Origin of the sequence: Nostoc sp. UHCC 0252 (assembly GCF_034931145.1) — a bacterium.
GTDB lineage: Bacteria > Cyanobacteriota > Cyanobacteriia > Cyanobacteriales > Nostocaceae > Nostoc.
On sequence record NZ_JAYGHE010000096.1, the window covers coordinates 1 to 25507 of the forward strand.

A 25507-nucleotide genomic window follows, 5' to 3' on the forward strand; every position below is an offset into this window, starting at 1 on the left:
CAAGTCAGTACTATAATCTACCTCCATTAGCAATTCATTTCCAAACTCTATGACATTCAAATCAATGTCATATTGCACATAACCTTTAGGATAAGGAACCAAAGTTAGTTCTAGCCCTAGCATTGTTGGTACTACTTGTGGTCGGTCTAGGTTAAATGTCACGTTGACCAAAGGAGAGCGGCTAGGATTTCGCGGTAGATTTAACTGTTCAAGTAACTGGGCAAAAGTATAATCTTGGTTTTCGTAGCTATCTAACAAAATATGCTTGATATTAGCCAAATATTCTAAGAAAGTTGGCGAACCATCAAGATAGCTACATATTGGCAGTAAGTGAGCGCAATAACCTACCATCTTTTCACTACCTGCAAGTCCTCGACCCGCTACGGGAATACCGACTATAATCTCGTCCTGATTACTCAATCGGTGTAGCAAAGTCATATAGCCCGCTAATAAGGTCATAAATAGCGTGCAACCATTCTTTTTACTAAATTCTTTGAGTGCAGCATAAAGACTGGCATTAGCCTTCATACTGACTCTGGCTCCTTTGTAGGACATCACAGGCGATCGCAGGCGATCTGTTGGTAGTTCTAAGGTTGGTATTGAGTCTACAAACTTTCCTAGCCAATAGGCTTGTTGGTTAGCTATTTCGGCACTCTGACTTTGCGATAACTGCCAGTGTATATATTCTTTAAATTGTAGTGGTGCTTCTGGCTGAAAAACTTTGCCCTGACACTCTGCTGAGTAGAATGCACCTACCTCTTGTAACATCAAACCAATTGACCAGCCATCAATAATAATGTGATGCGCTGTGATAATTAGTAAATGTACTTCTTCCTCTAACTTCAGAAGATTTATCCGTAATAGGGGCCCGCGAGTCAGGTCAAAACTTTGTTGATTCTCCTGATTTAACCATTCATCTATTTTAGTTTGGCGATCGCTAGCATCAATATTCGATAAGTCAATGAGTGGAACTTCTATGATTATGTCAGATAAAACTCGCTGAATTTCACCAGATGAATCTATAATTGTTCGCAATGCTTCGTGACGAGCTACAAGTTTTTTGAAAGCGCTACGCATTGCTGGCAAATGCAAACAACCTTGTAGTTGAAGCATAATAGATTCGTTATAAGTATTTGACTCATCTTCTCCTATCTGGGCTAAAAGCCAGAGTTGTTTTTGTGCTTGAGTCAGAGGGGCTTCACTAACTATTTGATTAGGTAGTGTAGATATTAGCTCAGATGTATCTTCAACTTCGTAACGCTCTCTTAATAAATTTAAGTAAGATAGACTTTGTAATACAGAGTCAGCATCAACTCCAAAATCAATCAAACAAGCAACTTCATCAACGCCAATTGCCATCATGTTCTCAATAATTTTTGAGCAAGAATCTGGCGTTCCAATCAAGGCGCTTGTTTGCACATAACGTTCATAAGCGACTGATAACAGGTAATTTTTATCATCTTCAGTCAAAGTTTCAAAATTTATATTTAAACCCTGACTCTTGACCAAATTCTGCAAAAGTCCAATTGAACTTTGAAGATATTTGCAAAAAGGTTGATGAGCCTTTTCCCGAACAATATTAATATCTTCGCCAACAAATGTGTGCAACAAGACCGTTACATGGCCAGATTTTGGGTTATGACCATGTTGATATAAAGATTCACGGTATAGCTTGATGTTCTTGGCTAAATCTTCAACGGTCTGACCCATAAGATTTGTTAAAACACCTACACCTATTTCACCAGCCTTAATATAGGTTTCTGGATTATTAACAATAGTTATCCAAATAGGCACATCAGGCTGCACTGGCATCGGAAAAAGCTTAATATTTATATCCTTTCCAGCACCATCTCGAAATTGAATAGGTTCTCCACGCCAAAGTTTTTGCACTGTTGCAATTTCTTGAAACATCAGGTCACGATGTTTGCCGTAGGCATCAGGTGCAAATACAAAATCATTAGGATGCCAACCAGAAGCAAAAGAAATACCGACTCTACCTTGCGATAAATTATCGACTACTGACCACTCTTCAGCTACTCTAATTGGATGGTGTATTGGTAAAACAACGCTACCTGCACGCAGTTGTATCCGTTGGGTTACTTTGGCAAGTGCAGCACTAATTACTGATGGGTTAGGCGAAAATCCTCCAAAAGCATGAAAATGACGTTCAGGAACCCATAAAGCTGTAAAATCATGTTCGTCAGCAAATTTTGCCCCTTCAAATAGCAGGTTATATTTGTCTGATACGAATTCGGAATCATATTGACCAAAATAAAATAAGCTAAACTCAATTGTCTTTTTACTATTTTGGTTAAATTTTATTTCGGGAACTTTATTAGTAGTAAGAGAAGGTTTATATTGGTTCCGCTCCCAAAAACCCGCCTGCTGATTTGGATTTGATTGAGTTAAATTGGCAACTGGTTTATTAAAAACTGGAGCTTCAGGATTAATTCTCTCCAACTTGGCAGATTCAACTAAAGAGTTAGTTAAAGATGAATTATTTAAAGTTTTTAATTTTCCTGAAGCTGAAGCAGGAAAAAAGCCTGCTGTTTGCAACTCTTGGACACTTATTTTAAAAGCCTGAATTACAAACTCAATATCTTCATCTGTATGTGCTGTAGACAGAAAACAATTACGTCCTTCCCAAATATAAACTCCTTTTTCGAGTAAGTGATAAAACAGCAAATCTACTTCTAAGGGTTGGTTGAAAACGCTATAGTTATCCTTAAAAGTGAAGCGAAATAGTGAGCCAAAATTCACCATTCGTAATGGGACATTATTTTGCTGAAAGTATGTATTTAGGGTTGCAGCTAGCTTTGATGTGCGATCGTTTAATTGCTCTTGAACTGATGTTCCAAGCATTTTCATCTGCTGGAGTATAGCTCGTGCGGCTCCCATTGTTAGGGGATGCTTACAGAAAGTGCCAGCAAAGTAAGTAGTTTCTGCTTGAGGATATGATGCATCCCCAAAGTTCCACATTCCACCATCTATGCCATCCATGTATGCAGCTTTGCCAGCTACAACCCCAATTGGCATACCACCACCAATTATCTTGCCGTATGTGACTAAATCTGCTTCGATACCAAACCACGCTTGTGCGCCACCCAAGTGAATGCGAAAGCCTACAAGCACCTCATCAAAAATTAATGCTATTCCTGTCTGAGAAGTTAATTGTCGGAGTTGATGTAAAAACTCTTTTGGTTGTAAATCAGGTCTTCGACTTTGTACAGGTTCAACTAGCACAGCAGCTAATTCTTCACTGTGAGCTTTGATTGTTTCTAGAGACTCAAAATCACCATAATTGAGTACCAAAATATGATCTGCGATATGTTGGGGTACTCCTGGAGCAAGTGGTACTGAACGTAATTCTCCTTCAGCTTTCTGTCCTACAGCTAGAGTGCCATCAAAATGACCATGATATGAGCCTGCAAATATGGCAATTTTGCTACGTCCTGTAGCGGTTCGTGCTAAACGAATTGCCGTCATTACTGCTTCTGTCCCAGAGTTACAGAAGGCGGCTCGCTCTACGCCTGTTAGTTCACAGATTAACTTTGCTACTTCTCCTGCTAGTTCTGAACGAGGGCCGATTCGAGTTCCTTGTTGCAATTCATTTTCTAAAGTTGCTTTGATAAACGGTGCATCATGTCCAAACAAATACACCCCAAATCCCATTGCTAAGTCTATGTATTCATTACCATCTACATCCCAGATTTTAGAGCCTAGTGCTTGCTTGCCAATGATGGGATAGCACATTTCTTTTGTATCTGAACGGAAACCTGCTATGCCTCTTCTATCAGCTGAATATTGCCGTTCAGTTTGTGTTTGTTGTTTAGATTTTTGAGTGCGCTGGTTATAACGTGTAATCAGTGCTTGTAGATGCTGCTGTTGTTGTAGATTTAATTTTCCATTAACTCTTACCGGCTCTAGATTTGCTTGAGGTTGAATAGATGCAGCATCTTTAAGATAACTAGGAGTAGATAGTGATTGTTCAGGTGCAATGGGGAGTTGATGTGTGTCAATTTTTCCGTTTGAGTGCAACTTGCTATGAGGTTCTAAGGATGTTCCTATAGATAAAGAGTTGTTACGTAAAACTTCCAACTGTTGGCGCATGAGTTCATGCTGACTAGCATTGAAATGCGTCATTACTTCCAATTGCTGGCTAATAATTCGTTCTAGTGCTGTTTCGGACACCGCTATTGTTTGTTTGGTATTTACTGTGCCATTTCCATTTATAGATGCTGGTGTTATTTTTTGCGGTGCGACAGAAGGAGCAACTTCAGTTTGTACAGTATCTGTTGTTAGGGTTGTAGCTATGTGGGATGTTGATTTTGGAGATGAACCATTTAGCTCGCGCTTTGGCTGTGGAGAATTTTTCAGCACCCATTCTGGAGAGATATTTTTATCAATATAGGTGGAGAGAGAATCTATAGTCGTACACTCTTCAAAAAACTGACGAATTGCAACTTTAATTCCAAAAGCATTCTCTATAGTTCTTACCGCTTCCATCAGTACGAGGGAGTCAGCTCCCATTTCTAGAAACGGTTCATGAATATTAATTTCACTTGTTTTTATATGTAGTAGTTCGGCAATGAGAATACGTAATTTGGGCAGAATAATTTCTTGATGTGTATTTATTGTGCTGAGATCAACTTCTGCCTGAGTCAATGGGATATCTAATTTTTGAACATTCATAAAATTTCCATTTCTGTGTCGATCGTCAAACTCATACCAATAACGCTGGCGCTCAAAGGGATAGGTCGGTAAAGAAAGACGGCGACGTTGATAGTGGCGATCGCATTCTGTCCAGTTAATCTCTACACCTAGAACTGCCAATTTACCTAAGCTGTTTAAAAGTACCTGCCAATCTTCTTGTTCGGGCTGTAGTGAAGGTATCCAAGAATGCTTTGCTTGACCGAGACACCTTTTACCCATACTAATTAGGGTAGGACGCGGCCCAATCTCTAAAAAGATGTTACACCCAAGATTGTGTAGTGTATTAATCCCAGTGGCAAATTGTACAGTTTGGCGGAGATGGCAACGCCAATAGTTGGCATCTGGGATTTCTTCTGCTGAGAATATTTGACCCGTGAGATTTGAAATTAAGCCAATATGTGGGGTCTGAAACTGTACTTGTCGTGCTTGACGCTCAAATTCGTCAAGTATCGGCTCCATCAGTGGTGAATGGAAGGCGTGAGATACTTGTAAATACTGTACGGTAATTCCCTGAGACTTAAACTGTTCAACAGCAGACTCTACAGCCTCTTTCTCACCAGAAATAACAATGTTTTGCACTCCATTGACTGCGGCCAGGTAAATTTTTCCGTGATACTCAGCTAAAGTTTTGTTAACTATATCTGCATCTGCAAACACTACTACCATTGCACCATTGCTAGGTAAAGATTGCATTAGTTGGCTGCGGTGTACAATTAGTTTGAGTCCGTCTTCTAAACTAAAAACTCCAGCTACGCAAGCGGCAACATACTCCCCCACACTATGTCCCATGACTAGATCGGGAGTGATGCCCCAAGAACGCCATAACTCAGCTAAAGCATATTCCAAAGAAAATATTGCAGGCTGGGTATAGGCAGTTTCGTTCAGAGGGTAACTCTCATTGTTTGCTAGATAAAGAATTTCTAGGAGGGGTTTTTCTAGATGAGAAGATAGAATTTGATCGCAACGGTCTATAGCTTGACGAAAAGTAGGCTGAGTTTCGTAAAGTTGACGACCCATACCTATATATTGAGAGCCTTGTCCTGTAAATAGCCATGCTATTTTTGGGCGATTTATGCTATCTATTTGGCCTCTAACTAGTCCAGTAGTATCAGTTTTGGTGGTGAAACCAGCTAATTTTTCAGCCATTTGCTTAGTGGATTCGGCAACTACAGCTAAACGATATTCAAAATGTGATCGCCCTGTGTTGGCTGTAAAACAAAGATCCCCAAGAGCTATGTGTGGATGAGACTGAATGTAACTTTGATAAAGACCTGCTAGAGTATTTAGTGCTTTCTCGCTTCTAGCTGACAAGCATAAAAGATGAAAAGGACGTTCGGCTTCTAAATATACAGGTTCAATTTTGGGAGCTTCTTCGAGAATCAAATGAACGTTGGTTCCACTCATCCCAAAGGCGCTCACGCCTGCTATTCGTGGTTGTTGTGTTGACCAAGGAGTAAGTTGATGAGGAACTACTATTGGTAGGCGTTCCCAAGGAATATATGGATTTGGCTTGTGAAAGTGCAGATGAGGTGGTATTTGCTGGTGTTGGAGAGACAGTACTACTTTGATCAGACTTGCTATTCCGGCGGCGGCTTCTAAATGCCCAATGTTAGTTTTAACTGAACCAATAGTCAAAGGGTTATCCTCTGAGCGTCCCTGACAAAGCACCTTCTCCAAAGCAAAAACTTCGATTGGATCTCCCAAAGGTGTGCCGGTTCCGTGAGCCTCTACGTATTGAACTTGATTCGGCTCTACTTTGGCGTTTTCTAGTGCCTCCCGAATTAATGCTTCTTGAGCAGAACCATTAGGAGCAGTCATCCCATTGCTGCGACCATCATGGTTGACTGCTGAACCACGAATTACAGCCAGGATATTATCTCGATCTGCGATCGCATCAGATAAGCGTTTCAGTACGATAATACCGCACCCTTCTCCTCTAGCGTAACCATCAGCAGCAGCATCAAAAGTTTTACAGTGACCATCAACCGATAGGGCTTTGAGCTTGCACAAACCAATGCTGGTTTCTGGCGATAGGATTAAATTTACACCACCTGCTAATGCGAGATTCGACTCTTTAGCACGTAAACTCTGACAGGCTAAATGAACTGCTAGTAGAGAAGAAGAACAAGAAGTATCTAATTGCAGACATGGCCCCTGAAAACCAAAAATATATGCTAATCTCCCAGCAGCAATTGAACGAGCATTCCCCAGGCTGCTGTGAGGATCGATGCGGGTAAAATCCCCAGAATTGATTGTTAGCTGAGAATAGTCTTCGGAGCCAATACCAATAAATATTCCTGTTTTACTTCCTTGTAATTGCAGGGTTGCTTGTCCGGCGTTCTCCAGTGCTTCCCAACTTACTTCTAATAGTAGCCGTTGTTGGGGATCTATGGCGATCGCTTCTCTAGGAGAAATATTAAAGAATTTGGGTTCAAATCCATCTACTCCCTCTAAAAATGCACCGTACTTAGTGTACATTTTCCCTGGAGTCTCAGGGTTGCGATCGTAAAAAGTATTGATGTCCCATCTCTCGTCGGGAATTGCTGTAATTGCGTCTACCCCAGTTTGCAGTAGATGCCAATATGCTTCTATATTGTTAGCTCCACCTGGAAACCGACATCCTATTCCGATAATAGCTATTGGCTCGTGCTTTTGATACTCTGCTGCTTCGAGTTGAGTTTTTGCTTGCTTAAGGGCAATTAGTAATCGTTGTGATGAAGACAACTGTTCTGGATGATTTTCGGCAGTATAATAGGTCATCGATTATTTCCTTTCACAAGATATCTGTAACTCCTATACATAGCAATCGGAAGTTTTCAATAATAAATCATATTCGTGGCTATCTTTTTCGAGTCATCGATTTGATTTTATTTAATACCCGCTACTGCCATCGTTCGCTCTTACTTTGACAATCGGTTTTCCTATTTCTTAAGATTGTTTTTATGGATACCTTCTAGCAAATTTTCGATTGCTGCGAGTTCTTGAGCAATTGACGCTTGAACTTGCATTTCAGAAAGTTGTTCTACCTCTGTAGCAATTTTTTCTTCTAGTGGAAAAACACCAAGTTTTTTAACAGATTGCTTTACATCTGTTCGCGTTACCTCTAAAGCTAAAGATGAAGCTGCCAATATATTTGAAGTTAATTCATTAGCTAAGTGATCTGACAAAGATTCAATACTAGGAAAACTCCAAGCTATGGTTGGCTCAATTTCTTGAGGAGATTTTAGCCAATTTTTTAAATTTTGTGCTAATTCTACTGCCATCTGTGAATCTACTCCATATTCAGCAAAAGACTTACTGGGTTCAATAAATTGAGCATTTATTTTCAATGTCTTACTCAACCAATTTATTATCCAGTGTTGAATTGATTGAGCATTATGAGTGGAGATGTTTTCTAAAAACTTAGATTGTTCGTTACTTGAAATATTGTCAAATACATGGTCTGTGAAACTTTCTAAAGAAAGGTTGGAATTGCTTTGAGATGCTTCTATTGAGAAATTATTTGCATTCCAATGTCCTACTACATCTAAACTTCCAGCTAAAAACTCAGCTTTACACGCATAGCGTTGAATCTTACCACTAGAAGTCTTGGGAATACTTCCAGTTTTAAGCAACAATACAGTATAAACTTGTAATTCGTGTTGCTCTGACACTGCTTTACGAATAGCTTCAATCACCTCATTGACGTTTAGTAAACGCAGGTAACTGCGCCGTACTTCCTGAACAATTACCAACCGCTCTTGACCTTCCACGTCTATGGCAAAGGCAGCTCCGCAACCAGACTGTAATGCTGAATGGCTTTGTTCTACCGTGAGTTCAATGTCTTGAGGATAATGATTACAACCCCTAATAATAATGACATCCTTAAGCCGACCTGTGATAAATAACTGTCCATTCCGGAAAAAACCTAAGTCCCCAGTTCGCAAAAATGGACCATCACCGGTATCTGTTAAATAAGCATTGAAGGTTTGCTTGGTCAAATCTAGTCGATTCCAGTAGCCCTGAGTTACACTCAGACCTGATACCCAAATCTCTCCTACTCGGTCAGTATTACATGAAGTCAGCGATTGAGGATCGGCAATAACAATTTTTGTATCAAGCCATGCATGTCCACAACCTACCAAATGTCTAACTCTGGTAGTATGATTATTGACTTGCACAAGCCGTTTTTTTTCTAATGCTTCTGCCTCAACTGTACAGTAAACTGGCTCATCCGTAACGCCTCCTCCAGAAATCATGAGTGTGGCTTCAGCCATGCCGTAACAGGGATAAAAGAAGTTTGCTTGAAAACCACAAGCTTTGAATGTGGCAGCAAACTTGTCTAAGGTTTCCCGACGAACAGGTTCAGCACCACTATAAGCACTACACCAACTACTCAAGTCTAGGCTTTCTCGTTGTTCTGGAGTAATCTTGGTGACACAAAGTTCATAACCAAAATTAGGCCCGCCACTATGGGTTGCTCTGTAGTGGGAAATAGCCTGAAGCCATCGCATCGGTTGCTGAACAAAGGATGCTGGTGGCATGAAAATACCCAAAAAACCTGTGTATAAAGGCTGGAGCAACCCATCAATTAATCCCATATCATGAAAACTAGGCAACCAAGTTACTGAAATACTATCCTGTGTGAGTTCAAAAGCTGACTTGATATACTCCGAATTGTGCAACAGATTGCCATGACTGACCATTACACCCTTTGGCATTCCTGTAGAACCCGACGTGTATTGAAGAAAAGCGAGACTATTGCTATCTAAAGAAGTCGGTTGTTGCCAATTTGATGCTAAATCAATATTCAAGCCATCGGTTGCCAGCAGACACAATTCTGGTAATTCTAGTTTCTCTTGTAATCGCTTCTCCAAATTGACTAACTCTGATGTAGTTGTTAGTAAAAACTTCGCTTGACAGTCTGTGATGATTGCTTGTAATCTACTCACTTTTTGATTACGCCGGAGTGGGTAGGCGGGAACAGCAATTACACCTGCATACAAGCATCCAAAAAAGGCGGTAATGAACTCTAACCCTGATGGGTAGAGCAGTAAAGCTCTTTCTCCAGACGCGCCAATATTTTGAAGCTGTGCAGCAATCGTGCGAGCTTGAGAGTCTAGCTGCTTATAAGTTAAATGAAACTCATCGATTTCTCCGTCCCGCAGAAATATGTAACCCTCCTGTTCATTCTGCTGGAGTGCTCTCCAGCGGAGAATATCCACGAATGTATAACAATTAATAGGTAGTTCAAAATTGGATTTGTTCATCTTTGAGTTCCTTTGGTAGTTGGCAACCTATAAAAAAATTAGTGCAATTCAATGTTCTTAATAATTTACATACCTAACTGTAATATGGAAATTACACCAGATATAAACAACCTTTATAGCCCTTCCTAGTGTATTGAGGTACAGCTAAACCTCAGATATAAAGTCTTTCCATTTTGAGTGCGTACCTCATTTAACTGAGAATAGCTATAAGCTTTTGCAGAACTATATATAAAACTTATTTTTTATAAACTTTATATATCTCTAATAATGGTATGCAGATTTAATACTATGAATACTTCTATAAGAATCCAAGACTATTTTTGTAAGTTATTTTTATGATAAACCGTTGAAAAAAATAAACAAGAAATCAGGATATCTTTCAAACAACTTAGGACTACTATCTTTAATTGATGATGATAAATTGGTAGTTGATATTATGAAATTATGAAACTCATACAACAACCTATTTTTCAAATCAGCAATATTTATTATTTTTTACTTAACTTTAACTGATTAATAGTTAAAGTTAACTAAACCATACTAATAGCACTTTTATATTCAATCCATAGAATTTATAATAATTTAATATTGTAGTTTTTTTGACAACAGGATAACGAATTCTACGTTGTCGTGGTTGTCCCCCAGAACAGAAGGGATTTGTAGTACTTCCTGGCTATGACCGACTATCAAAAATTACTTTATAAGTCCCGTCTAAGATTGGGACTACGCCTTCTGTATCAGAATTACTACCTCCATTCCCTAATGTAACAATTATTGCATCGCCCCGATCGGGAAAGTAACGCATCTCACTACTATATCCAGGGTTGTCACCACCCTTACCCCATTCTCTTTGCGAAGAATTTTCAAAACTAGCTACGCCTAGTCCATACTGATTACCCTCATAAGGTATACCTTCATTCACGAAAGTCAGCATTTCTTTGAGACTGTTTGATTTCAGGAATTCACCACTAAATACAGCTTGATAAAACCGGGCTATATCTTGGCTGCTAGAAAATAGCGTTCCCGAAGCTAAATATAGTGATGGATTAGTATTGGTGAAGTCTTCAAGAATCCCATCTTGACCAATATTCCCATCTGCATCAAGTGCATCTTGATAACCCCTAGCCAATTTACCACTAAGCTGATTTTCTCCACTAAAAAAGGTATTGTTAAGCCCTAAAAGCTTTAAAACCTGCTCACGCATCACATTAGAAAATGAAGAATTTGTAGCTTTCTCCACAATCAGCTTGGCTAAAACAGTTCCTGTTCCTGGATATGTCCACACTGATGAAGATGCCTCTCCTGAAAAGCGTGGTTTGTCGTAAGTGTAAGCGACTAAATCCTCTGAACTCCAATTTCTAGTTGAACCATTCAAGAAATCAGTGGTGATATCGAACCGCCACTGCTCATCTTCTCTGTAATAATAAATCCCACCTGTGCCATTTAAAAGTTGGCGAATTGTAATGCTTTCCCCATGTAAAATATTTTGAGCAATATCAGGCAACCATTTGCCCAAAGTATCATCCAGGCTTAGTGTTCCTTTTTCCGTCAATTTCAACACTGTAGCTGCTGTAAATGTCTCAGTAAGAGCGCCAATGTTGAAGATTTTGTCAGGCGACATCAGATTTTGGTTTGTCAAGTCAGAGACACCACTAGCTCCTTCCCACGTGAATCCATCTGGAGTAATAACTGCTACTGTTGCACCAGGGAGATCAGAATTCTTGAGATTCTTATCCACAGCATTCTGAAGTTGCATGGCTAACTTAGAGTTACCAAAGATAAAGCTATTAGCTGTTAAATGAGAGGCTTCAATTCCCAAAAGCACAGCCAGTGTATGTCCTTGCTCCTTAATTGTGGTTTGTTTCTGATTGTTTTGGCCTCTACAGTTTTGAATAGTTAAGTTGTCAAATCTAGCTCCCAAGTGTCCCACTTTAATTTGATCCGTTCCAACCTGGAAGTCTGTAATAATGGTGGGAGTGTTAGGCTGGCTCCAACTGCCTAACCAAAAAAGGTCAGATCCTTTCCCTCCACTCATCAAATCACCGCCGTCGTAGTCGATTAAAGTATCATTACCTTTGCCACCATTGAGATAATCTTTGCCTGTACCGCCATTAAGTAGATCCTCACCTCTATTACCAATGAGTCTGTCTTCACCTGCATATCCATAGAGTGTGTCATTACCGCAGCTACCATTGAGGTTGTCATTACCTATGCTCCCTCTAAAAACTGTACCGTCATCGTTCCAGCTATCTGGTAGTTGTCTGCTGTCAAAGTGCTTGTAATCAATATTAGAAGGAAAAAAGTTACTGCTACGATGATGTAACGGATAACTGAGTTCTAAATTACTGTTTAAGCTATCCTTGACAGGCGCTAGGCTTTGATTATGCTCCAAAAAAAAGTCAAAATTGGGGTTAGCTTCTAACATGACATCACCTTAAAAATAAACTTAAGATATGCCGTAACCTTTAGGAGTAGGATGAGCTTAAATGGTATAAATCTTTTAACTCTTGAGTTACTTATAATACAGTACAGTAAATATATTTAAAAGAAGATTAAGAGGTAGTTAAAATTTTTGTTTAATAATTTAGCTATGGTGGCAGACTTGATTCATAAAATCAGGTTATAGCGGTATGCAATTGGATGAGATACGAACAGATGTACTGTAGTCGTTGACATAGTGAAGTGAAAAGTTGCCTACAAGACTTTAGGCTGACTCTAAATATTCAGTGAGGCAGTAGCAACAATGAGTAAACCAGTTATGAATATCTAGCAGAGAGACTTTTTCAAAAGCCGTATCAATGGCTTGAGCTAAATCATGATAGGTACGAGGAGCCGCAGAACGAATAAATTCTTTAACCTTTGACCAACAGTTTTCAATGGGGGAAAAGTCTGGAGAATAGGGAGAGAGAAAGTGTAGACTAGCTTGAGCTTGTTCTAGCATCGGGCGCAAAAAGGCTTCTTGATGAATGGAGGCATTGTCGATCACTACACAGGCTCCAGGCCAGAGATTAGGTATAAGTCGCTGGCAGATAAAGGCTTCAAAGGTTAAACCATCCGTTGCCCCCACAATAGCTGTCGAAGCAACAACACCTCGCAATGCCATTGCACCAATGAGACTCACATTCTTACCTCGTTGTTGAGGACGTGTCCCATAAGCTCTTTGTCCTGATAATGCTCGTCCGAATAGGCGAGTCATCCCTAAATTCACTCCAGCCTCATCGACAAAGACCAAATCCTCTACGCGCAGGATGGTCATTTGATGCCTGTACTCTCGCCGTAAGTTTTGAACTCGCTCGGTTTGTCGTTCACTGGCTTGAAACGTTTTTTTTTGCGGGTCAATCCCAAACGTGTCAGCAGACGACTAATAGTGGAACTACTTACTTGAACTTGTGTCTGTTCATAGAGTTTTTCTTTCAACTGAACTAAAGTGGCATCATTTTTTTCCTCTACTAGTTCTGCCAGAATTACTATGCTTTCTGGAGTTAGCTTGAGGCTCTGACCACCTCCATGACTTTTGGGTTCTAGCGTCCCTGAAACTTTGTATTGTTTAAGTAGTTTATGTATAAAACTCGGGGCAACCCGGAAACGCTCCGCTAATTTGCGTTGAGATATGGATTCCTGTTCATAAGTATCCGTAATTTTCCGACGTAAATCGATGGAGTATGCTTTCATTGCTTACATATTTAGGTCATGTTCAGTCTATACTACATCTGAGTGCATCTCACTCAACTGAAAACCGCTATAGTACGTAATTAAAGTAGAAACTATTTATTATCATCAAACTGCTGTTACAAATTGTTACTTGGTGAGCGCCAAGTAGTTTTATCTTTTTCATGAGTTTTTGTTAAGACAATATTAAGGTGGATTTAAACTCTTCTGTATACGCTAGGGATAGATTAAATAAGTTTGATCAATTTATATGACAAATTTTATACTATGAGACAAACAGAACGATCTATTGTATTTTTAGTGCAGGCAAGCTTTTATGTGCTTTGCGTTCGCGTAGGTAGCATCTCGTAGAGAGGGATGTACATGGAGAGGCTTACCAGGGGACTTCCCACCTTGGCAAACCGTTTATAGGTAAAAGATACATGGGCGCAAGCAAGCTAGCTTTGGAAGCATACCTTACAGGTCGGGAACCACTATATATTAATATTATGAGCTTTTTTATCTTCTGCTTTCTTGTGTCAGTCTTTTGAAATTGATGTTCAATTAATTTTCGAGTTATGAATCTAGGCTCTTCAGTTCCTTTTATGGAGTCGAATAATAAATAAAATCTAATCAAAGCCTACGTTTTTTGCTATGACTGAATTTTAAATTTTTGAGCCTTTCTATAAAACGGCTATTTTAATGCCATACCATAAAACCAACGCAAGAGCCTGAATCTGATTATGAACCCTTCCCCATCATTCCGTTGGGCTTTATGTTACGTAGAATGGATAATGATTGCTGGAATTACCTTAGGTTGCATAATTGATGGAACTTTTCAGATATCTACAGTAACAACTTTATATGTGATAACCTGTCTTGTTGGATATGCTCTTTTGAGTTTAATTTTTCCGATTGAGCGTCCACTTTGGCAAAGACAAATATACATTTTAATAGGAATCTTGCTTGCTCTATCTGTAAAGTTTATCGGCACCGGATTAGAATTATTTTTTTACCTATATATTGCTAAAAGCTGTTTTTTACTTAATCGCAAAAATCTATTATTAACTCTCATATTAATAGTATCATTAGGTATATTAACATCCATATTGGCTGTACCCGAATCAGTCAAAGCTCAAGCTGATTTATGTGGGATGTTACAGGGTTCTAAGCAAATAAAATTAGTTATTATTGAGTATCTTTCAAACAATCTTGTTAGTATTCCCTTCATCATAGCTTTTAGCTTTATGATAATTTCTGAACAGAAAAGCCGACAAAGAGCGGAAGCTTTAACCCAACAAGTACAAACTTTAGCAGCTGCTCTAGAACGCACTCGAATTGCACGGGATATTCATGATTCGCTAGGACATAGTTTAACCAATCTTAATAGTAGACTCGCAATTGCCCAACAGAAGTTACGCCAACATGATATAGATACCGTCTTTCAAGCAGTTGATACAGCAAAGTTTCTAGCTAGTCAATGCATTGAGGATGTTAGTCGCTCCCTAAAAACAATGCGGCAAACTGACTTCAATCTCAACCAAGCTTTAACTACTTTAGTGGAACAGTTGCGCTACAATCAAGCTTTTAATATTAAATGGGAAATTAATTTACCACAACTTCCTTTATCAAACAGCCACCATATCTACTGTATTGTAAAAGAAGGATTAACTAATATTCAAAAACACGCTCACGCTTCCCAAGTATTTTTTCGAGGAAAGTCTACACCTGAAGTAATTTTGTTAGAACTTAGGGATGACGGTCAAGGTTTTGACAACACAATGCCACATTCAGGTTTAGGACTCAAAGGCATGATAGAACGAGTAGAAATGCTTGGTGGTAATCTGATAATCAAGAGTACTCCAGGGCTAGGTACGCAAATTCAAATCACTATTCCACTATGATTCGCCTCTTAGTTGTTGACGATCAAGAAATTTTTCGGCAAGACTTAGCTACACTACTGTCTAGCGAAGACGATTTGGAAGTGATAGAACAAGCAAGCAACGGTAAAGAGGCAATTGCTTTAGCAAAGCAATTGCAACCGAATGTTATTCTAATGGATGTAAGAATGCCCATTTGTGATGGGGTGATTGCTACTCAAGAAATTATTCAACGTTACCCTTGGATAAAAATTTTAGTTCTGACTACGTTTGATGATGATGAGTATATCTGGCATTCATTAAGGGCAGGAGCGCTAGGTTATCTACTCAAACATACCCCAATTGAACAAATTGCTACAGCAATTCGCTCGGTGTATCTGGGATATAGTCAATTGGGGCCAACAATTGCGCCAAAAGTTTTTACGCAATTACAATCCGGTAATTCAACTTTAGAGGTTAATTATCAAAACTTGCTTAGTAAGCGCGAATTGGATGTTTTAAAACTTCTGGGTCAAGGAAAAAATAACCGAGAAATTGCTCATGAACTACATTTAACGGAAGGAACTGTCAGGAATTATGTCTCGCGTATCTTCAGTCAGTTGGGTTTACGCGATCGCATTCACGCTGTACTTTGGGTACAACAACACCTGCCAGGCTAAGACCCAGGGCTATTTCATTCTAAAAAGCCGCTTGAGTGTGTCTAATCCAAAAGAACATAAACGTTGAGCTTGCGCCATGTTCTTAAACATATTATCCCGGTACAAATTGAGTGAAAAATTACGAGCGAGCGCAAAAATCTGAGTCAGGAGAGTAGTGCGAATTCTGGATGCATCTTCACCTTGGGTAACATCCCGCACATAGTGGACTTTATTTTCAACACCCCAATATCCTCTAATTCGTTCAGCTATTTTTTGAGCAGTTTCACTTAAAGATGAAATATAATAACGGGTTTCATTAGTTACTTCAATCACATTATGTGTGAAAACCTGACGTTCTGATTTGACTTGGATCAAAGTGGTAAGTCCAGGCCAAGGAGAAATACCATCAAGATTTTGACAAATACTGTCCGTTCGCTGATTTGGAGTGAAGAAAAAGAATTAATGCCTTAAGGGGTAATGTTTAGAGGATTTTTGAACCAAGTGGATTATCGTCTTAATTTTTCAGGTAGTGAGTGTGGAGACGGACATTGGGTTCTTAAAGGGTGCATCAATGAACCAGGTAGAGGTAAAAATAAGTTCTGAGCGAGATTCCACGTTCAGCGGACAAACGTTCTTGTAGTTGACGACTTGTATAGCTACGTTCTTCTTCTAGCCATTGTTCAACCACATTCATATCCTCTAAACTCCACTTGCGCTTTCCTCCACGTCCAGGTGCTTCCCATAATCCACCTAATCCCAGGTTTTCCCATCGATGTAATGTCGCTCGAACTGTATGCTCATGAATATGTAAGTGACCAGCAATCATTGGAACTGTTAAACCATCTGCGTTCAGTCGTAATGCGATCGCTCTAATTTTGACTCTTCGAGCTACATTATCTGCAAGGCTTAACTCCTGCAAGGTTTTGTCTTCTTCTTTTGTCAGCTTTATTCGTAGTGCTGCTGGCATTTTCAGTCATCTGCTCTGTTCTACTTTTATCTTATAATTTTTCATGTCTAGCTACTTATCTCGTAATCCTAACTGCTTATAATATTTTTGTTGAGCAAAAACTGCTGGGGTTAATAAAGCTTCTAAATGATTAGCGATCGCTTTATTATCTATAGTAGGAGTATTATGTCGGTGTGCGTGGTCAGAGTTTTGTTTTGGTCGCTTTGGCATGGCGGTAAACCAAATTTTTCATTACCTCGTTTGATAATTGAATTTACCCCCTGACTGTCTAATCAGTATTTAAGAGCTTGAAATTCAAGCACAGTAAGAAGTTCCTGATGTTGATTAACCAAAGCTTGTATTGTTAAAACTTATATAAAATTACCTCAAAAAGCTTTCAAGCAAGGGAAGAAATAGTTTGAGTTGTTCTTCAGCACACAGTAAACTAGCTAAATAAATACGAGTTTTGCTGAAGCATGGGTGTTTTAATGGCTATAGAACGGGAATCAGTAAATTTTAAACTTCCCAAGTCTTTAGTTGAATTACTCAGAGCCGAAGCAAAAAAACGCAACACCTCAGCAACAGAGTTGGTAGCGCAGGGTTTGCATCACATCCTGGGTCAGACGGAAGTTGCTGACAATTGTATAGAAGATGTTCTACATCAGATCGTTAACCGACTCTCGGCACTGGAAGCAAATCAAGTAAACAATACTTCGAGTATAGAAAGCAGTATAGAGAACCGCTTACAGCAAATAGAAACTGTTTTGGGGCATCTCACCCAGAGTATAGAACAAAGTATAGAATCAACATCCACGCAACAACAAGCACAACAGCTAAGTAACTTGGAAGAAAAGTTAGAAACCGTCGCCAAGAACCTTGCCCAACTTAACAAAGCACTAGGGCAGCTTCGACACCAGGGAAATACAGGCAGAAGGCAATTTTCATCATCTCATCAGTTTCATGGTATATCAGTAGAAATTCAGTCTTTGACTGGGGAAAATCTAGCTCGAAGATTGGGTGTTGATGAATTAAGCCTTTCCAGAGAGAGAGAAAGCAAAAGTCCATCCGAGTTTGAGTCATGGAGCCGCCATAGAGACCCCGCTTCTCGTGGTTGGCGTTTTGGTGACGATGGATTATACTACCCGATCAAGTGAAGCCCACCGTAGGCAATGGCAAGAACCGACACTAGCCATGTGTATATATAGATGTCATGGAAATTGTTGATTAACTTTTTATGTCCCTTCAAGTCTACGGCATCCTCAACTGCGGCACTTGCAAAAAAGCTTTTAACTGGCTTCAAGACAACGGCATTGACTATGAATTCATCAACACCAAAGAAACTCCGCCTACCCGTGAGCAGATCCAAAACTGGGTAAAGTTTTTGGGTTCTGCTCCCATGCGGAACACTTCTGGCCAATCCTACCGAGCTTTGGGTGATGAAAAGAAGACTTGGACTGACGAACAGTGGATCGAGGCATTCGCTAAAGATGCAATGCTGCTCAAACGTCCGCTTTTCGTCAAGGATGGAACAGCTCTGCTGGTAGGCTTCAAAGATGAAAAAGTCATTCGAGAAAAATTAGGAATTTAATCTCCAAACCCCTACCCTGATTGCATCCCCTTCTAGATCGAGAAAACCTTTATTTGTCGAAATCAAACTCATCAAATGGAGTGAGAATCGACAGCGATGATCACACATCAGGCAAGATAAATTAATAACAAACTCTGTAAGTTACAAACTTTCAAACTCCCAAACTCCCAAACTTACAGATTTAAGGAGCTTCGTAACTCATCTTCTGTAGTACCTTGAAGCTCCGAAGCTTTACTCAGCAGTAAATCTACTGCAACACGGATCAAAGTATTGTCTGTAAGTCTCTCACCACCTTTAACTTGTTTCGTTCTATTTAATTTCCGGGTGAGATCGGTAAGTGCGTCAATCTGATCCTGTCTCAATCGTGTTTCCTTACGCTCCAATTTTAAATACTTCGGAAGTTCGGTACTCTGTAAGTCTGTATCTTTCAAGCTTTGTAACTTTGTAGTTTTGTTTACTTCTTCGCCCTCCCGCTCAATAGCAATTTGCGTAGAAGAAACAGACTCTGAATATTTATTAGTCTGTAAGTCTGTAACATTGGAAGCCTGTTGTTCTGTAACTCTTTCTTCTACTTCACTTGAAGATTCTGGTAGAGTTACAGGCTTTGTAATTCTAGAAGTCTGTAACTCTGTAACTTTGGCAGTCTGTTGTTCTGTAACTTTGTCTCCTACTTCACTTGGATTTTCTGATAAACTTTCGGACTTTGTAACTTGCAAAGTCTGTAAGTCTGTAACTTTGGTAGTCTGTTGTTCTGTTGAGTCTGCTTTACTTAGAGGTTCGGATTCGGATAACGTTACAGAGTTTGTAGCTTCCAAAGTCTGTAAGTCTGTAACTTGATCTTCTGCTTCACTTGGATTTTCTGCTAAACTTTCGGACTTTGTAACTTCCGAAGTCTGTAAGTTTGGTTCTCTGATTTTTTGCGTTTCTTCGTGGACAAGATCAGATAAACGACGACGTGCTTTAGCCATGAGTATTTACCTCTCTCAAAAGCTCATCAGCAACACGCCGATAATCCCCTTCTGCTTCACGAGCTATTTTTCCGCGAACTTGAGTAATTGGTATGCCATCAAGAACAGCTTGTTCATGAACAGCATAAGCCCTGACAAAACCGTTAAATGCAGGAATACCTCCTTGCATGAGTGCTTGTTGAGCATCAAGTGCCTTACCCAAACTACGAGGATCAACACGAGTTAATAAAACTCGAAACTTAACATTTGCTGGCATGATCGATGCCTGTACAGTTTCAATCAGTGCCTGAAGATCCATTGGGGCTGGGGGAGATGGCAGCAAAACAAAATCAGCCGCATCGATAGTAATTTGCAGTGCCTCAAAGTGGAGTGCCGGAGGAGTGTCCACAATAATAAAATCAAACCCTTTTACTTTTTTAAGTTTTAACAACTCATTCGTATCTGTTTCCTTAGATAATTCAAAATCTCGCTCATTGCGCTCTGCCCACCAAGTAGCAGAACCTTGAGGATCTGCATCTACCAACAATACTTTTGATTTCTCAGCAAGGATGGCTGCTAAATTGACGCTAGTTGTCGTTTTAGCTGACCCTCCCTTTCCGTTCACAACAGCAATAATATGCACATCCTGACTCCGTAACTTTGTAACTCTGTTTGTTCGTAACTCTGTAAGTTTGTAAGTAACAAAGATACTAACTTACAGAGTTTGTATGTCAATAGTACGCCATAGAGTTGACACAGGCCATACCAGGAACAAAGAGTATGATTAACCATCGTGGGTAGTGTTGTCCTGCTACGAGGAAAAACTCATCGAGCAGGAGCATTCCCTCGAATTCCACACAAATATTACTTAAAAGAATTGTGTTATGACTCAATCTCACCCTTCATTGCCCCAACCCCAGCTAGAAAAAGCTGGTATTACCTTTGAACAGTATTTAGAATTTACCCCAGAAAAGCTGGAACTGAGTAACGGATATCTAGGCTATGGCGGACAAGACCAACTTGGTTTTCATTTGGCTGTCCTCACCAACATGGGGTTATTATCAGCAATTCGGCATACAGGCTTGTCGCTGTGGCTAGAAGCCCTTGACCGTCGTGTACGGGAAAAACTAGCAACCGTCAACGCTGACCCAGAAGTAGCCCAAGCTTTGTTAAATCGATTTATCGGGCTATGGCAGACCTGACGGCGGTGGTAGAGTATCTTGAGGAATAAAATTAATAGACTAGAAAATAGAATAACCTGTAGAGTTAGGTATTGCCGCTAGGGTTGGTACAGAGCGGATCTGAACTGCGGGTTCATCCCATAAATCTACCCCATAAAATGTCAATTAGCTCCGCATAAACTGAACTTATTGTCAAATAAAAACAATGAATATTGAACAGACCGTCTTAGAAGTTTCAGGAGTAGAAATTACCAAAACTCTCTTAGTAGATTTACAAAAACTCCAACAATACACTGGAGAACCAATAGCAGCTGTCTATGCAGACAATCTACTGCGTACCATGCGGAAGTTGCGCGATAAATTACCTTTTGATCCCTATACAGAAGTGGTAATGGCGCTGCATGATGCACTCTTCTTTGAAAACAGATGGATTGACTACAACGCCAATCAGTACAAGGGAGTTTGTGAATTACTTACATACCTAGTAAATCAAGAAACCATCAACAATTCCTCAGTCGAGTCAGCCATTTTAACTTTAGAAAACTTAGGTTTTGATACCCTACCATTCGGGGTAAAAATTGACGATGATTTAGAGACAGATTTAGTTCGGATTGGCAACTAGACACCATCAAACCAAATCCGCCAGCACGCTACTCACCTTCAACTGGTGCTGCTGTCGATTATCGTCATAAATCATTAACGTCTCCAACTTGGTGTGCCGACTGAGTTTCTGCACCTCCCGCACACTCTGCCCCGCATCCAACGCCGCCGTAATCGAACTGTGCCGAATGCGGTGCGGACTTAACGGCTTACTAATATTCGCCTTTTTCGCCCGCGTTCTTACCATCTTGGCAATCCCCGTATCCGTCAAAGGATGCCCCGGCGTATTCAGATCCAACGCCACAAATAACGCATCCTTAGTTGATGCCAACCCCCGAAACGCCAACCAATAACAAATTGCATCCCTAGTCTTGGGAGTTAAATCAATCGTCTCCCGTTGACTACCCCTTCCCTTACCCAAAATCAGCAGTTTGCTATTTTGACGGTCAAAATCCCCCATCTTTAACTTCGCAATCTCCCCCCGCCGCAGCGCATTATCCCAAAGCAAGCGCAGCAAAGCATAATCCCTGACCCCCTTCGCCGTCGTTGGATCGCAAGTCAAAAGTATCTGCTTAAATTCCTGGGGAGTAACACCACTGGTATCTCGATATTTAATGACAGTTTCACCCTTAATATCCTCCAAGGTGTAACCACAAACCCCCAACACCCTACCCTTATGCACCAGCGCCCGTAGAGCTGACAACCGCCGATTAACCGTGGCCTCCGATAACCTCTGCTCAATCATCTTGGCTTTGTACTTGACCACCCACAAGAGCGCCTGCGCCCCCGGTAGTGCCAAAAATCGCACCACCCATTCCGCCGTCGATTCCACCCCAAACATCTTAGTAAAAAAATCTTTAATGTCCCGATCATAAGCTTTCCGCGTGGACTCACTACGCTTCTCCGACAAAAACATCGCCAACACATCCGGCTGAGTCCACCAATCCAGCACGGAAGGCAAAGTATTATTATTGACTTTCAGGATGCGACCGGACATAAAAACTAGGTGACGATAATAGTTCTTTACGTAACCTTATACCCCAATTTGTCACCTCTCGCCTAGTTTTTTTACCTCGTTGCCCCAAACTTGATCTAACTGTCCCAAAAAAAGTCATTCTGGTGCGATTATTTGACTATCCCTAAGATCATCCATGCTTTGCAATCCACCCTTAAGCGATTGATTGAGTTTGGCTCTAACAGCTTCAACTCAGTAATCATTCCTTACTAGGTGTTTCGGATATTCGTAAGTACTTTAACTCCTATGTAAAAACCCATAACATTGAGTAAATTTTGTGATTCCTGGTAAGATGTGAGCTAGTAGAGGTAAGACAACCTGTGAGTGAAGTACGAGCCGACTATGACGGTGCTTGGAAGGAAGGTGTAGAACAATACTTTGAGGCGTTTCTTGCATTCTTTTTTCCCGCGATTCAAGCAGAAATTGACTGGGGACGAGGCTATGATTTTCTTGAGCAAGAACTTCAGCAGTTGATAAAAGAATCTGAAGTTGGTAAGCAATTTGTCGATAAGCTAATCAAAGTTTGGCTAAAAGATGGAAAGGAAACTTGGTTGCTGATTCATCTGGAAATCCAAAGTCAAGTAGATACCAACTTCACTAAACGGATGTTTTCGTATCACTACAGAATTTTTGACCGTTATAACCAGGAAGTTGTTAGCTTGGCAATTCTGGGGGATAATCAAGCCAATTGGCGACCGCAAGAATATAGTTATGGACGTTGGGGATGTCGTTTAAGTCTTCAGTTTCCGATTGTGAAGCTCCTGGACTATGAATCTCGTTGGTCAGAATTAGAACAAAGTGATAGTCCTTTTGCTGTACTGGTGATGGCGCACCTGCGGACACAAGCGACAACTCAAGATTTAACTCTTCGTTTGCAGTGGAAGTTGAGCCTGATTAAACGAATGTATGAGGTAGGCTATAGTAGAGATAAAATCCAGCAAATCTTCCGGTTGCTAGATAGATTAATGACTCTACCACCGGAGTTAGACTTAAATTTTCAAGCCGCATTGGAACGTTTTGAGGCTGAACAGCAAATGACATACATGACAAGCATAGAACGCATAGGTATAGCAAAAGCTACCCAGAAATATATTGCTCAAATCCTAACAATTCGATTTAAAGATATTCCTACTGAATTAGTAGAAAAATTAAATAATTTATATGATATTGAGTTATTGAATCAATTGTTAGAAAAAGCCGTAACTATAGGTTCAATATCTGAGTTTAGGCAACAACTAAGTCAGGAAGACACAAACACAGATCATGAAACTAGCAGATAAAAAGTTTCTTTAGCCTGAGCTAAGTAAAGTCATTTAAGTATTAATTAAATTTTAAAGCCGAATTGGATCGTTTTGAGGCTGAACAACAAATGACATACATGACAAGTATAGAACGCATAGGCAGAGCGCAGACTCTACAGGAGTCTATAGCTGAAGTTCTAGAAGCTCGATTTAATAACGTTCCCCCTGAATTGATTGAGCAACTGAAAAAAATTTATGAGCTTTGACAGGCTTAAGCAGTTGTTGAGACAGGCTAGTATTACAAACTCAATTTCTGAGTTTCAGCAACAATTAAGTTAAGAAAATACAAATACATAATTTTAAAGTTGTACATTGGCTAATTACTTGCAAACCTTAAACCACAGTTAATTTTACCTAGCCTGTGAACCGACAGCGAACCTGAAAAATGAAGAGGGAGGGGGGAGGGAAACGGTTTTTACTATAATTTTTTATTGTATAAAGATACTTGAAATCTATTTTTAACACCAGAATTGCGAACTATACCGTGTCTTTTTTCCAAATTCGCGGTAAAAGAACATCAATCTTCTTGTGACAAAATTAAATTTAAAATATTCATTTCTTTTGACTGAAAGATTTGATTATCATTAAATAAGCTTTTTCCTAATTTATCCATCGCTGCACTATTAAAGACTACATAGGGAATATTTTGGTAATTAGAGTCAATTGGTAAAATATTGAATGCTAAAGCCAGTGTATAAACATATTTAGCCAAAATATCTCTAAAAGATATATTAGATACTATCCTTTCATTTTCAAAATAATCCTCAAAGGCTTGAAATGAAATAAATGTCTGTATAGGCAAGGCGTAATAACGGTCTGATGAACGTGAAGTTTGACTTAGCTTTTGAGAACGTTCTAACTCACTAAAAAGTGTTCTTGCTAAGTCCATTAGAGAATAAGCTGCGCTAGTAATTTGTTTTGGATACTTCCTAGCTTTGACCAAAATCTCAAGTTTTTTTATAAAGTCTTCATTGCGGTCAGAGTCAAGAATTTTTTCTAAATCGATATAATTGGTTTCCTTTACTAGCTTTTCTGACAACGGTACAATTAGCAAACTTCCTCTGACATAAGTTGGCTCAATCGGTGGGAGACTAAGTAATTTATCAAGACTATTCTCCATTTGTGATAAGATTTTAAATCCTATTGAAAAATAGGAGTATTTTTGATTTTCAGATAATGATTCTTTTTGAGAATAAGGACTAATTTCAGTCTTTTGAACAGAAAGTAATCTATATAAAGTATGCTCAATATCTCGCAAAAGAGTATCTTGGGACTGTTTTTTTAACTCCTTGCGAATTTCCCTTAATAAAGTTGCTAGTGAGCCAATAAATGTTTCTCCCACTTTGCTAATTGATTTACCACCAATAGGAATAATGACATATAGCTTTCTGCCTATTTCTCCTGAACCCAAAATCCTGGTCATAATAGAGGCTTTGAGAATAATTAGAATGTTTAATACATTCAAGCAAGCCTCTTGCAATGAAATATTTGCAAGTTTTTCTGACTCGTCAGCATTTAAAAGGATTCCGTTTTCATCAAATTTTTTAGAGTAATATATTGCTTTGTCAGATAAATAAAAATTCAAAAATTTCTCACCTTTATCAAGTTCACCTCCTCTCCCTCGGTAAATTACTTGTATTATTTCCATCAAGTTTTGCTCAATTTGGAAACCAGGAATTTGTACCAAAATATATTTAGTATTAGGGAAAGACAAGCCACGAGATGCTGAAGCAGTCATAAAGACTACTTTTATTTGTTCTTGATTTTGATATCTCTGAATCTCAGCTTCTTCACTATCTGA

At 39.5% G+C, this 25507-nt stretch carries 18 protein-coding genes and 1 pseudogene; 7 read left to right on the forward strand and 12 right to left on the reverse strand.

Translation table 11 applies throughout. The annotated features are described in order from the left end of the window. From VB732_RS31920 to VB732_RS31940, 5 genes are all read right to left on the reverse strand, one after another. Positions 1–7473: MupA/Atu3671 family FMN-dependent luciferase-like monooxygenase (locus VB732_RS31920; RefSeq protein ID WP_323234862.1), on the reverse strand; the 7473-nt coding region annotated here is incomplete at its 3' end. 161 nt (positions 7474–7634) lie between these two features. Further along, positions 7635–9962, reverse strand: coding sequence for an AMP-binding protein (locus VB732_RS31925; protein WP_323234863.1), 2328 nt, complete (start codon positions 9960–9962; stop codon positions 7635–7637). Positions 9963–10635: 673 nt separating this feature from the next. Continuing rightward, a complete protein-coding gene (locus VB732_RS31930; protein WP_323234864.1) occupies positions 10636–12387 on the reverse strand; it encodes a serine hydrolase in 1752 nt (583 codons plus the stop codon). Between the two features lie 279 nt (positions 12388–12666). After that, entirely contained in the window at positions 12667–13302 is a 636-nt protein-coding gene (locus VB732_RS31935; RefSeq protein ID WP_323234876.1) for an IS630 family transposase, read from the reverse strand. Beyond that, positions 13215–13634 carry a transposase gene (locus VB732_RS31940; RefSeq protein ID WP_323234865.1) on the reverse strand — a complete coding sequence of 140 codons (420 nt, stop codon included), beginning with the start codon at positions 13632–13634 and terminating at the stop codon, positions 13215–13217. Before VB732_RS31940 ends, VB732_RS31935 begins: the two co-directional genes overlap by 88 nt. A 719-nt stretch (positions 13635–14353) precedes the next feature. Between VB732_RS31940 and VB732_RS31945 the strand changes: the two genes are divergently transcribed. Beyond that, positions 14354–15514, forward strand: coding sequence for a sensor histidine kinase (locus VB732_RS31945; RefSeq protein WP_323234866.1), 1161 nt, complete (start codon positions 14354–14356; stop codon positions 15512–15514). Continuing rightward, positions 15511–16149: a response regulator transcription factor gene (locus tag VB732_RS31950; protein WP_323234867.1), complete on the forward strand. Its 639-nt coding sequence runs from the start codon at positions 15511–15513 to the stop codon at positions 16147–16149. The genes VB732_RS31945 and VB732_RS31950 overlap by 4 nt, the downstream gene beginning before the upstream one ends. A 9-nt stretch (positions 16150–16158) precedes the next feature. On the opposite strand, the gene VB732_RS31955 is transcribed toward VB732_RS31950, so the two are convergent. From VB732_RS31955 to VB732_RS31965, 3 genes are all read right to left on the reverse strand, one after another. Then, the gene (locus tag VB732_RS31955; protein WP_323234877.1) at positions 16159–16551 is read right to left on the reverse strand and encodes an ISAs1 family transposase; all 393 of its coding nucleotides are present in this window, start codon (positions 16549–16551) and stop codon (positions 16159–16161) included. Positions 16552–16696: 145 nt separating this feature from the next. Next, positions 16697–17095, reverse strand: a complete 399-nt coding sequence (locus tag VB732_RS31960) for a helix-turn-helix domain-containing protein (protein WP_323234868.1) — start codon at positions 17093–17095, stop codon at positions 16697–16699. A 51-nt stretch (positions 17096–17146) separates the two neighbouring features. Next, positions 17147–17305 (reverse strand): hypothetical protein, encoded by a 159-nt coding sequence (locus VB732_RS31965; protein ID WP_323234869.1) that lies wholly within the window; start codon positions 17303–17305, stop codon positions 17147–17149. A gap of 245 nt (positions 17306–17550) precedes the next feature. On the opposite strand from VB732_RS31965, the gene VB732_RS31970 reads away from it, so the two are divergent. Both VB732_RS31970 and VB732_RS31975 read left to right on the forward strand, forming a co-directional pair. Beyond that, on the forward strand, positions 17551–18228 hold the full coding sequence (locus VB732_RS31970) for a hypothetical protein (RefSeq protein ID WP_323234870.1): 678 nt from the start codon (positions 17551–17553) through the stop codon (positions 18226–18228). An 80-nt stretch (positions 18229–18308) separates the two neighbouring features. Continuing rightward, positions 18309–18662 (forward strand): Spx/MgsR family RNA polymerase-binding regulatory protein, encoded by a 354-nt coding sequence (locus VB732_RS31975; protein ID WP_323234871.1) that lies wholly within the window; start codon positions 18309–18311, stop codon positions 18660–18662. Between the two features lie 173 nt (positions 18663–18835). Here VB732_RS31975 and VB732_RS31980 read toward each other — a convergent pair whose 3' ends face one another. Further along, positions 18836–19630, reverse strand: coding sequence for a hypothetical protein (locus VB732_RS31980; protein ID WP_323234872.1), 795 nt, complete (start codon positions 19628–19630; stop codon positions 18836–18838). Continuing rightward, complete coding sequence (locus VB732_RS31985; protein ID WP_041566771.1) at positions 19623–20252, reverse strand: ParA family protein; 630 nt, start codon at positions 20250–20252, stop codon at positions 19623–19625. Before VB732_RS31985 ends, VB732_RS31980 begins: the two co-directional genes overlap by 8 nt. Before the next feature lie 241 nt (positions 20253–20493). Here VB732_RS31985 and VB732_RS31990 point away from each other — a divergent pair, with 241 nt between their 5' ends. Together VB732_RS31990 and VB732_RS31995 are read left to right on the forward strand one after the other, a co-directional pair. Further along, positions 20494–20811 carry a hypothetical protein gene (locus VB732_RS31990; RefSeq protein WP_416235792.1) on the forward strand — a complete coding sequence of 106 codons (318 nt, stop codon included), beginning with the start codon at positions 20494–20496 and terminating at the stop codon, positions 20809–20811. A 184-nt stretch (positions 20812–20995) separates the two neighbouring features. Further along, the gene (locus tag VB732_RS31995; RefSeq protein WP_323234873.1) at positions 20996–21412 is read left to right on the forward strand and encodes a hypothetical protein; all 417 of its coding nucleotides are present in this window, start codon (positions 20996–20998) and stop codon (positions 21410–21412) included. A 6-nt stretch (positions 21413–21418) separates the two neighbouring features. Here VB732_RS31995 and VB732_RS32000 read toward each other — a convergent pair whose 3' ends face one another. After that, positions 21419–22306, reverse strand: a complete 888-nt coding sequence (locus tag VB732_RS32000) for a tyrosine-type recombinase/integrase (RefSeq protein ID WP_323234874.1) — start codon at positions 22304–22306, stop codon at positions 21419–21421. A gap of 419 nt (positions 22307–22725) precedes the next feature. Here VB732_RS32000 and VB732_RS32005 point away from each other — a divergent pair, with 419 nt between their 5' ends. Further along, on the forward strand, positions 22726–23685 hold the full coding sequence (locus VB732_RS32005; RefSeq protein WP_323234875.1) for a transposase: 960 nt from the start codon (positions 22726–22728) through the stop codon (positions 23683–23685). Between the two features lie 538 nt (positions 23686–24223). Here the strand turns inward: VB732_RS32005 and VB732_RS32010 are convergent. Continuing rightward, positions 24224–25507: pseudogene (locus VB732_RS32010) on the reverse strand (helicase); the annotation flags it as partial.

What these genes read in the sequence shown, in the direction of transcription:
- VB732_RS31990 (WP_416235792.1), top strand. Translation starts at nt 20,494, where the DNA reads ATGACTCAATCTCACCCTTCATTGCCCCAACCCCAGCTAGAAAAAGCT.
- VB732_RS31975 (WP_323234871.1), top strand. Translation starts at nt 18,309, where the DNA reads ATGTCCCTTCAAGTCTACGGCATCCTCAACTGCGGCACTTGCAAAAAA.
- VB732_RS31995 (WP_323234873.1), top strand. Translation starts at nt 20,996, where the DNA reads ATGAATATTGAACAGACCGTCTTAGAAGTTTCAGGAGTAGAAATTACC.
- VB732_RS31945 (WP_323234866.1), top strand. Translation starts at nt 14,354, where the DNA reads ATGAACCCTTCCCCATCATTCCGTTGGGCTTTATGTTACGTAGAATGG.
- VB732_RS32000 (WP_323234874.1), bottom strand. Translation starts at nt 22,306, where the DNA reads ATGTTTTTGTCGGAGAAGCGTAGTGAGTCCACGCGGAAAGCTTATGAT.
- VB732_RS31960 (WP_323234868.1), bottom strand. Translation starts at nt 17,095, where the DNA reads ATGCCAGCAGCACTACGAATAAAGCTGACAAAAGAAGAAGACAAAACC.
- VB732_RS31970 (WP_323234870.1), top strand. Translation starts at nt 17,551, where the DNA reads ATGGGTGTTTTAATGGCTATAGAACGGGAATCAGTAAATTTTAAACTT.
- VB732_RS31965 (WP_323234869.1), bottom strand. Translation starts at nt 17,305, where the DNA reads ATGCCAAAGCGACCAAAACAAAACTCTGACCACGCACACCGACATAAT.
- VB732_RS31930 (WP_323234864.1), bottom strand. Translation starts at nt 12,387, where the DNA reads ATGTTAGAAGCTAACCCCAATTTTGACTTTTTTTTGGAGCATAATCAA.
- VB732_RS31950 (WP_323234867.1), top strand. Translation starts at nt 15,511, where the DNA reads ATGATTCGCCTCTTAGTTGTTGACGATCAAGAAATTTTTCGGCAAGAC.
- VB732_RS31940 (WP_323234865.1), bottom strand. Translation starts at nt 13,634, where the DNA reads ATGAAAGCATACTCCATCGATTTACGTCGGAAAATTACGGATACTTAT.
- VB732_RS31925 (WP_323234863.1), bottom strand. Translation starts at nt 9,962, where the DNA reads ATGAACAAATCCAATTTTGAACTACCTATTAATTGTTATACATTCGTG.
- VB732_RS31980 (WP_323234872.1), bottom strand. Translation starts at nt 19,630, where the DNA reads ATGGCTAAAGCACGTCGTCGTTTATCTGATCTTGTCCACGAAGAAACG.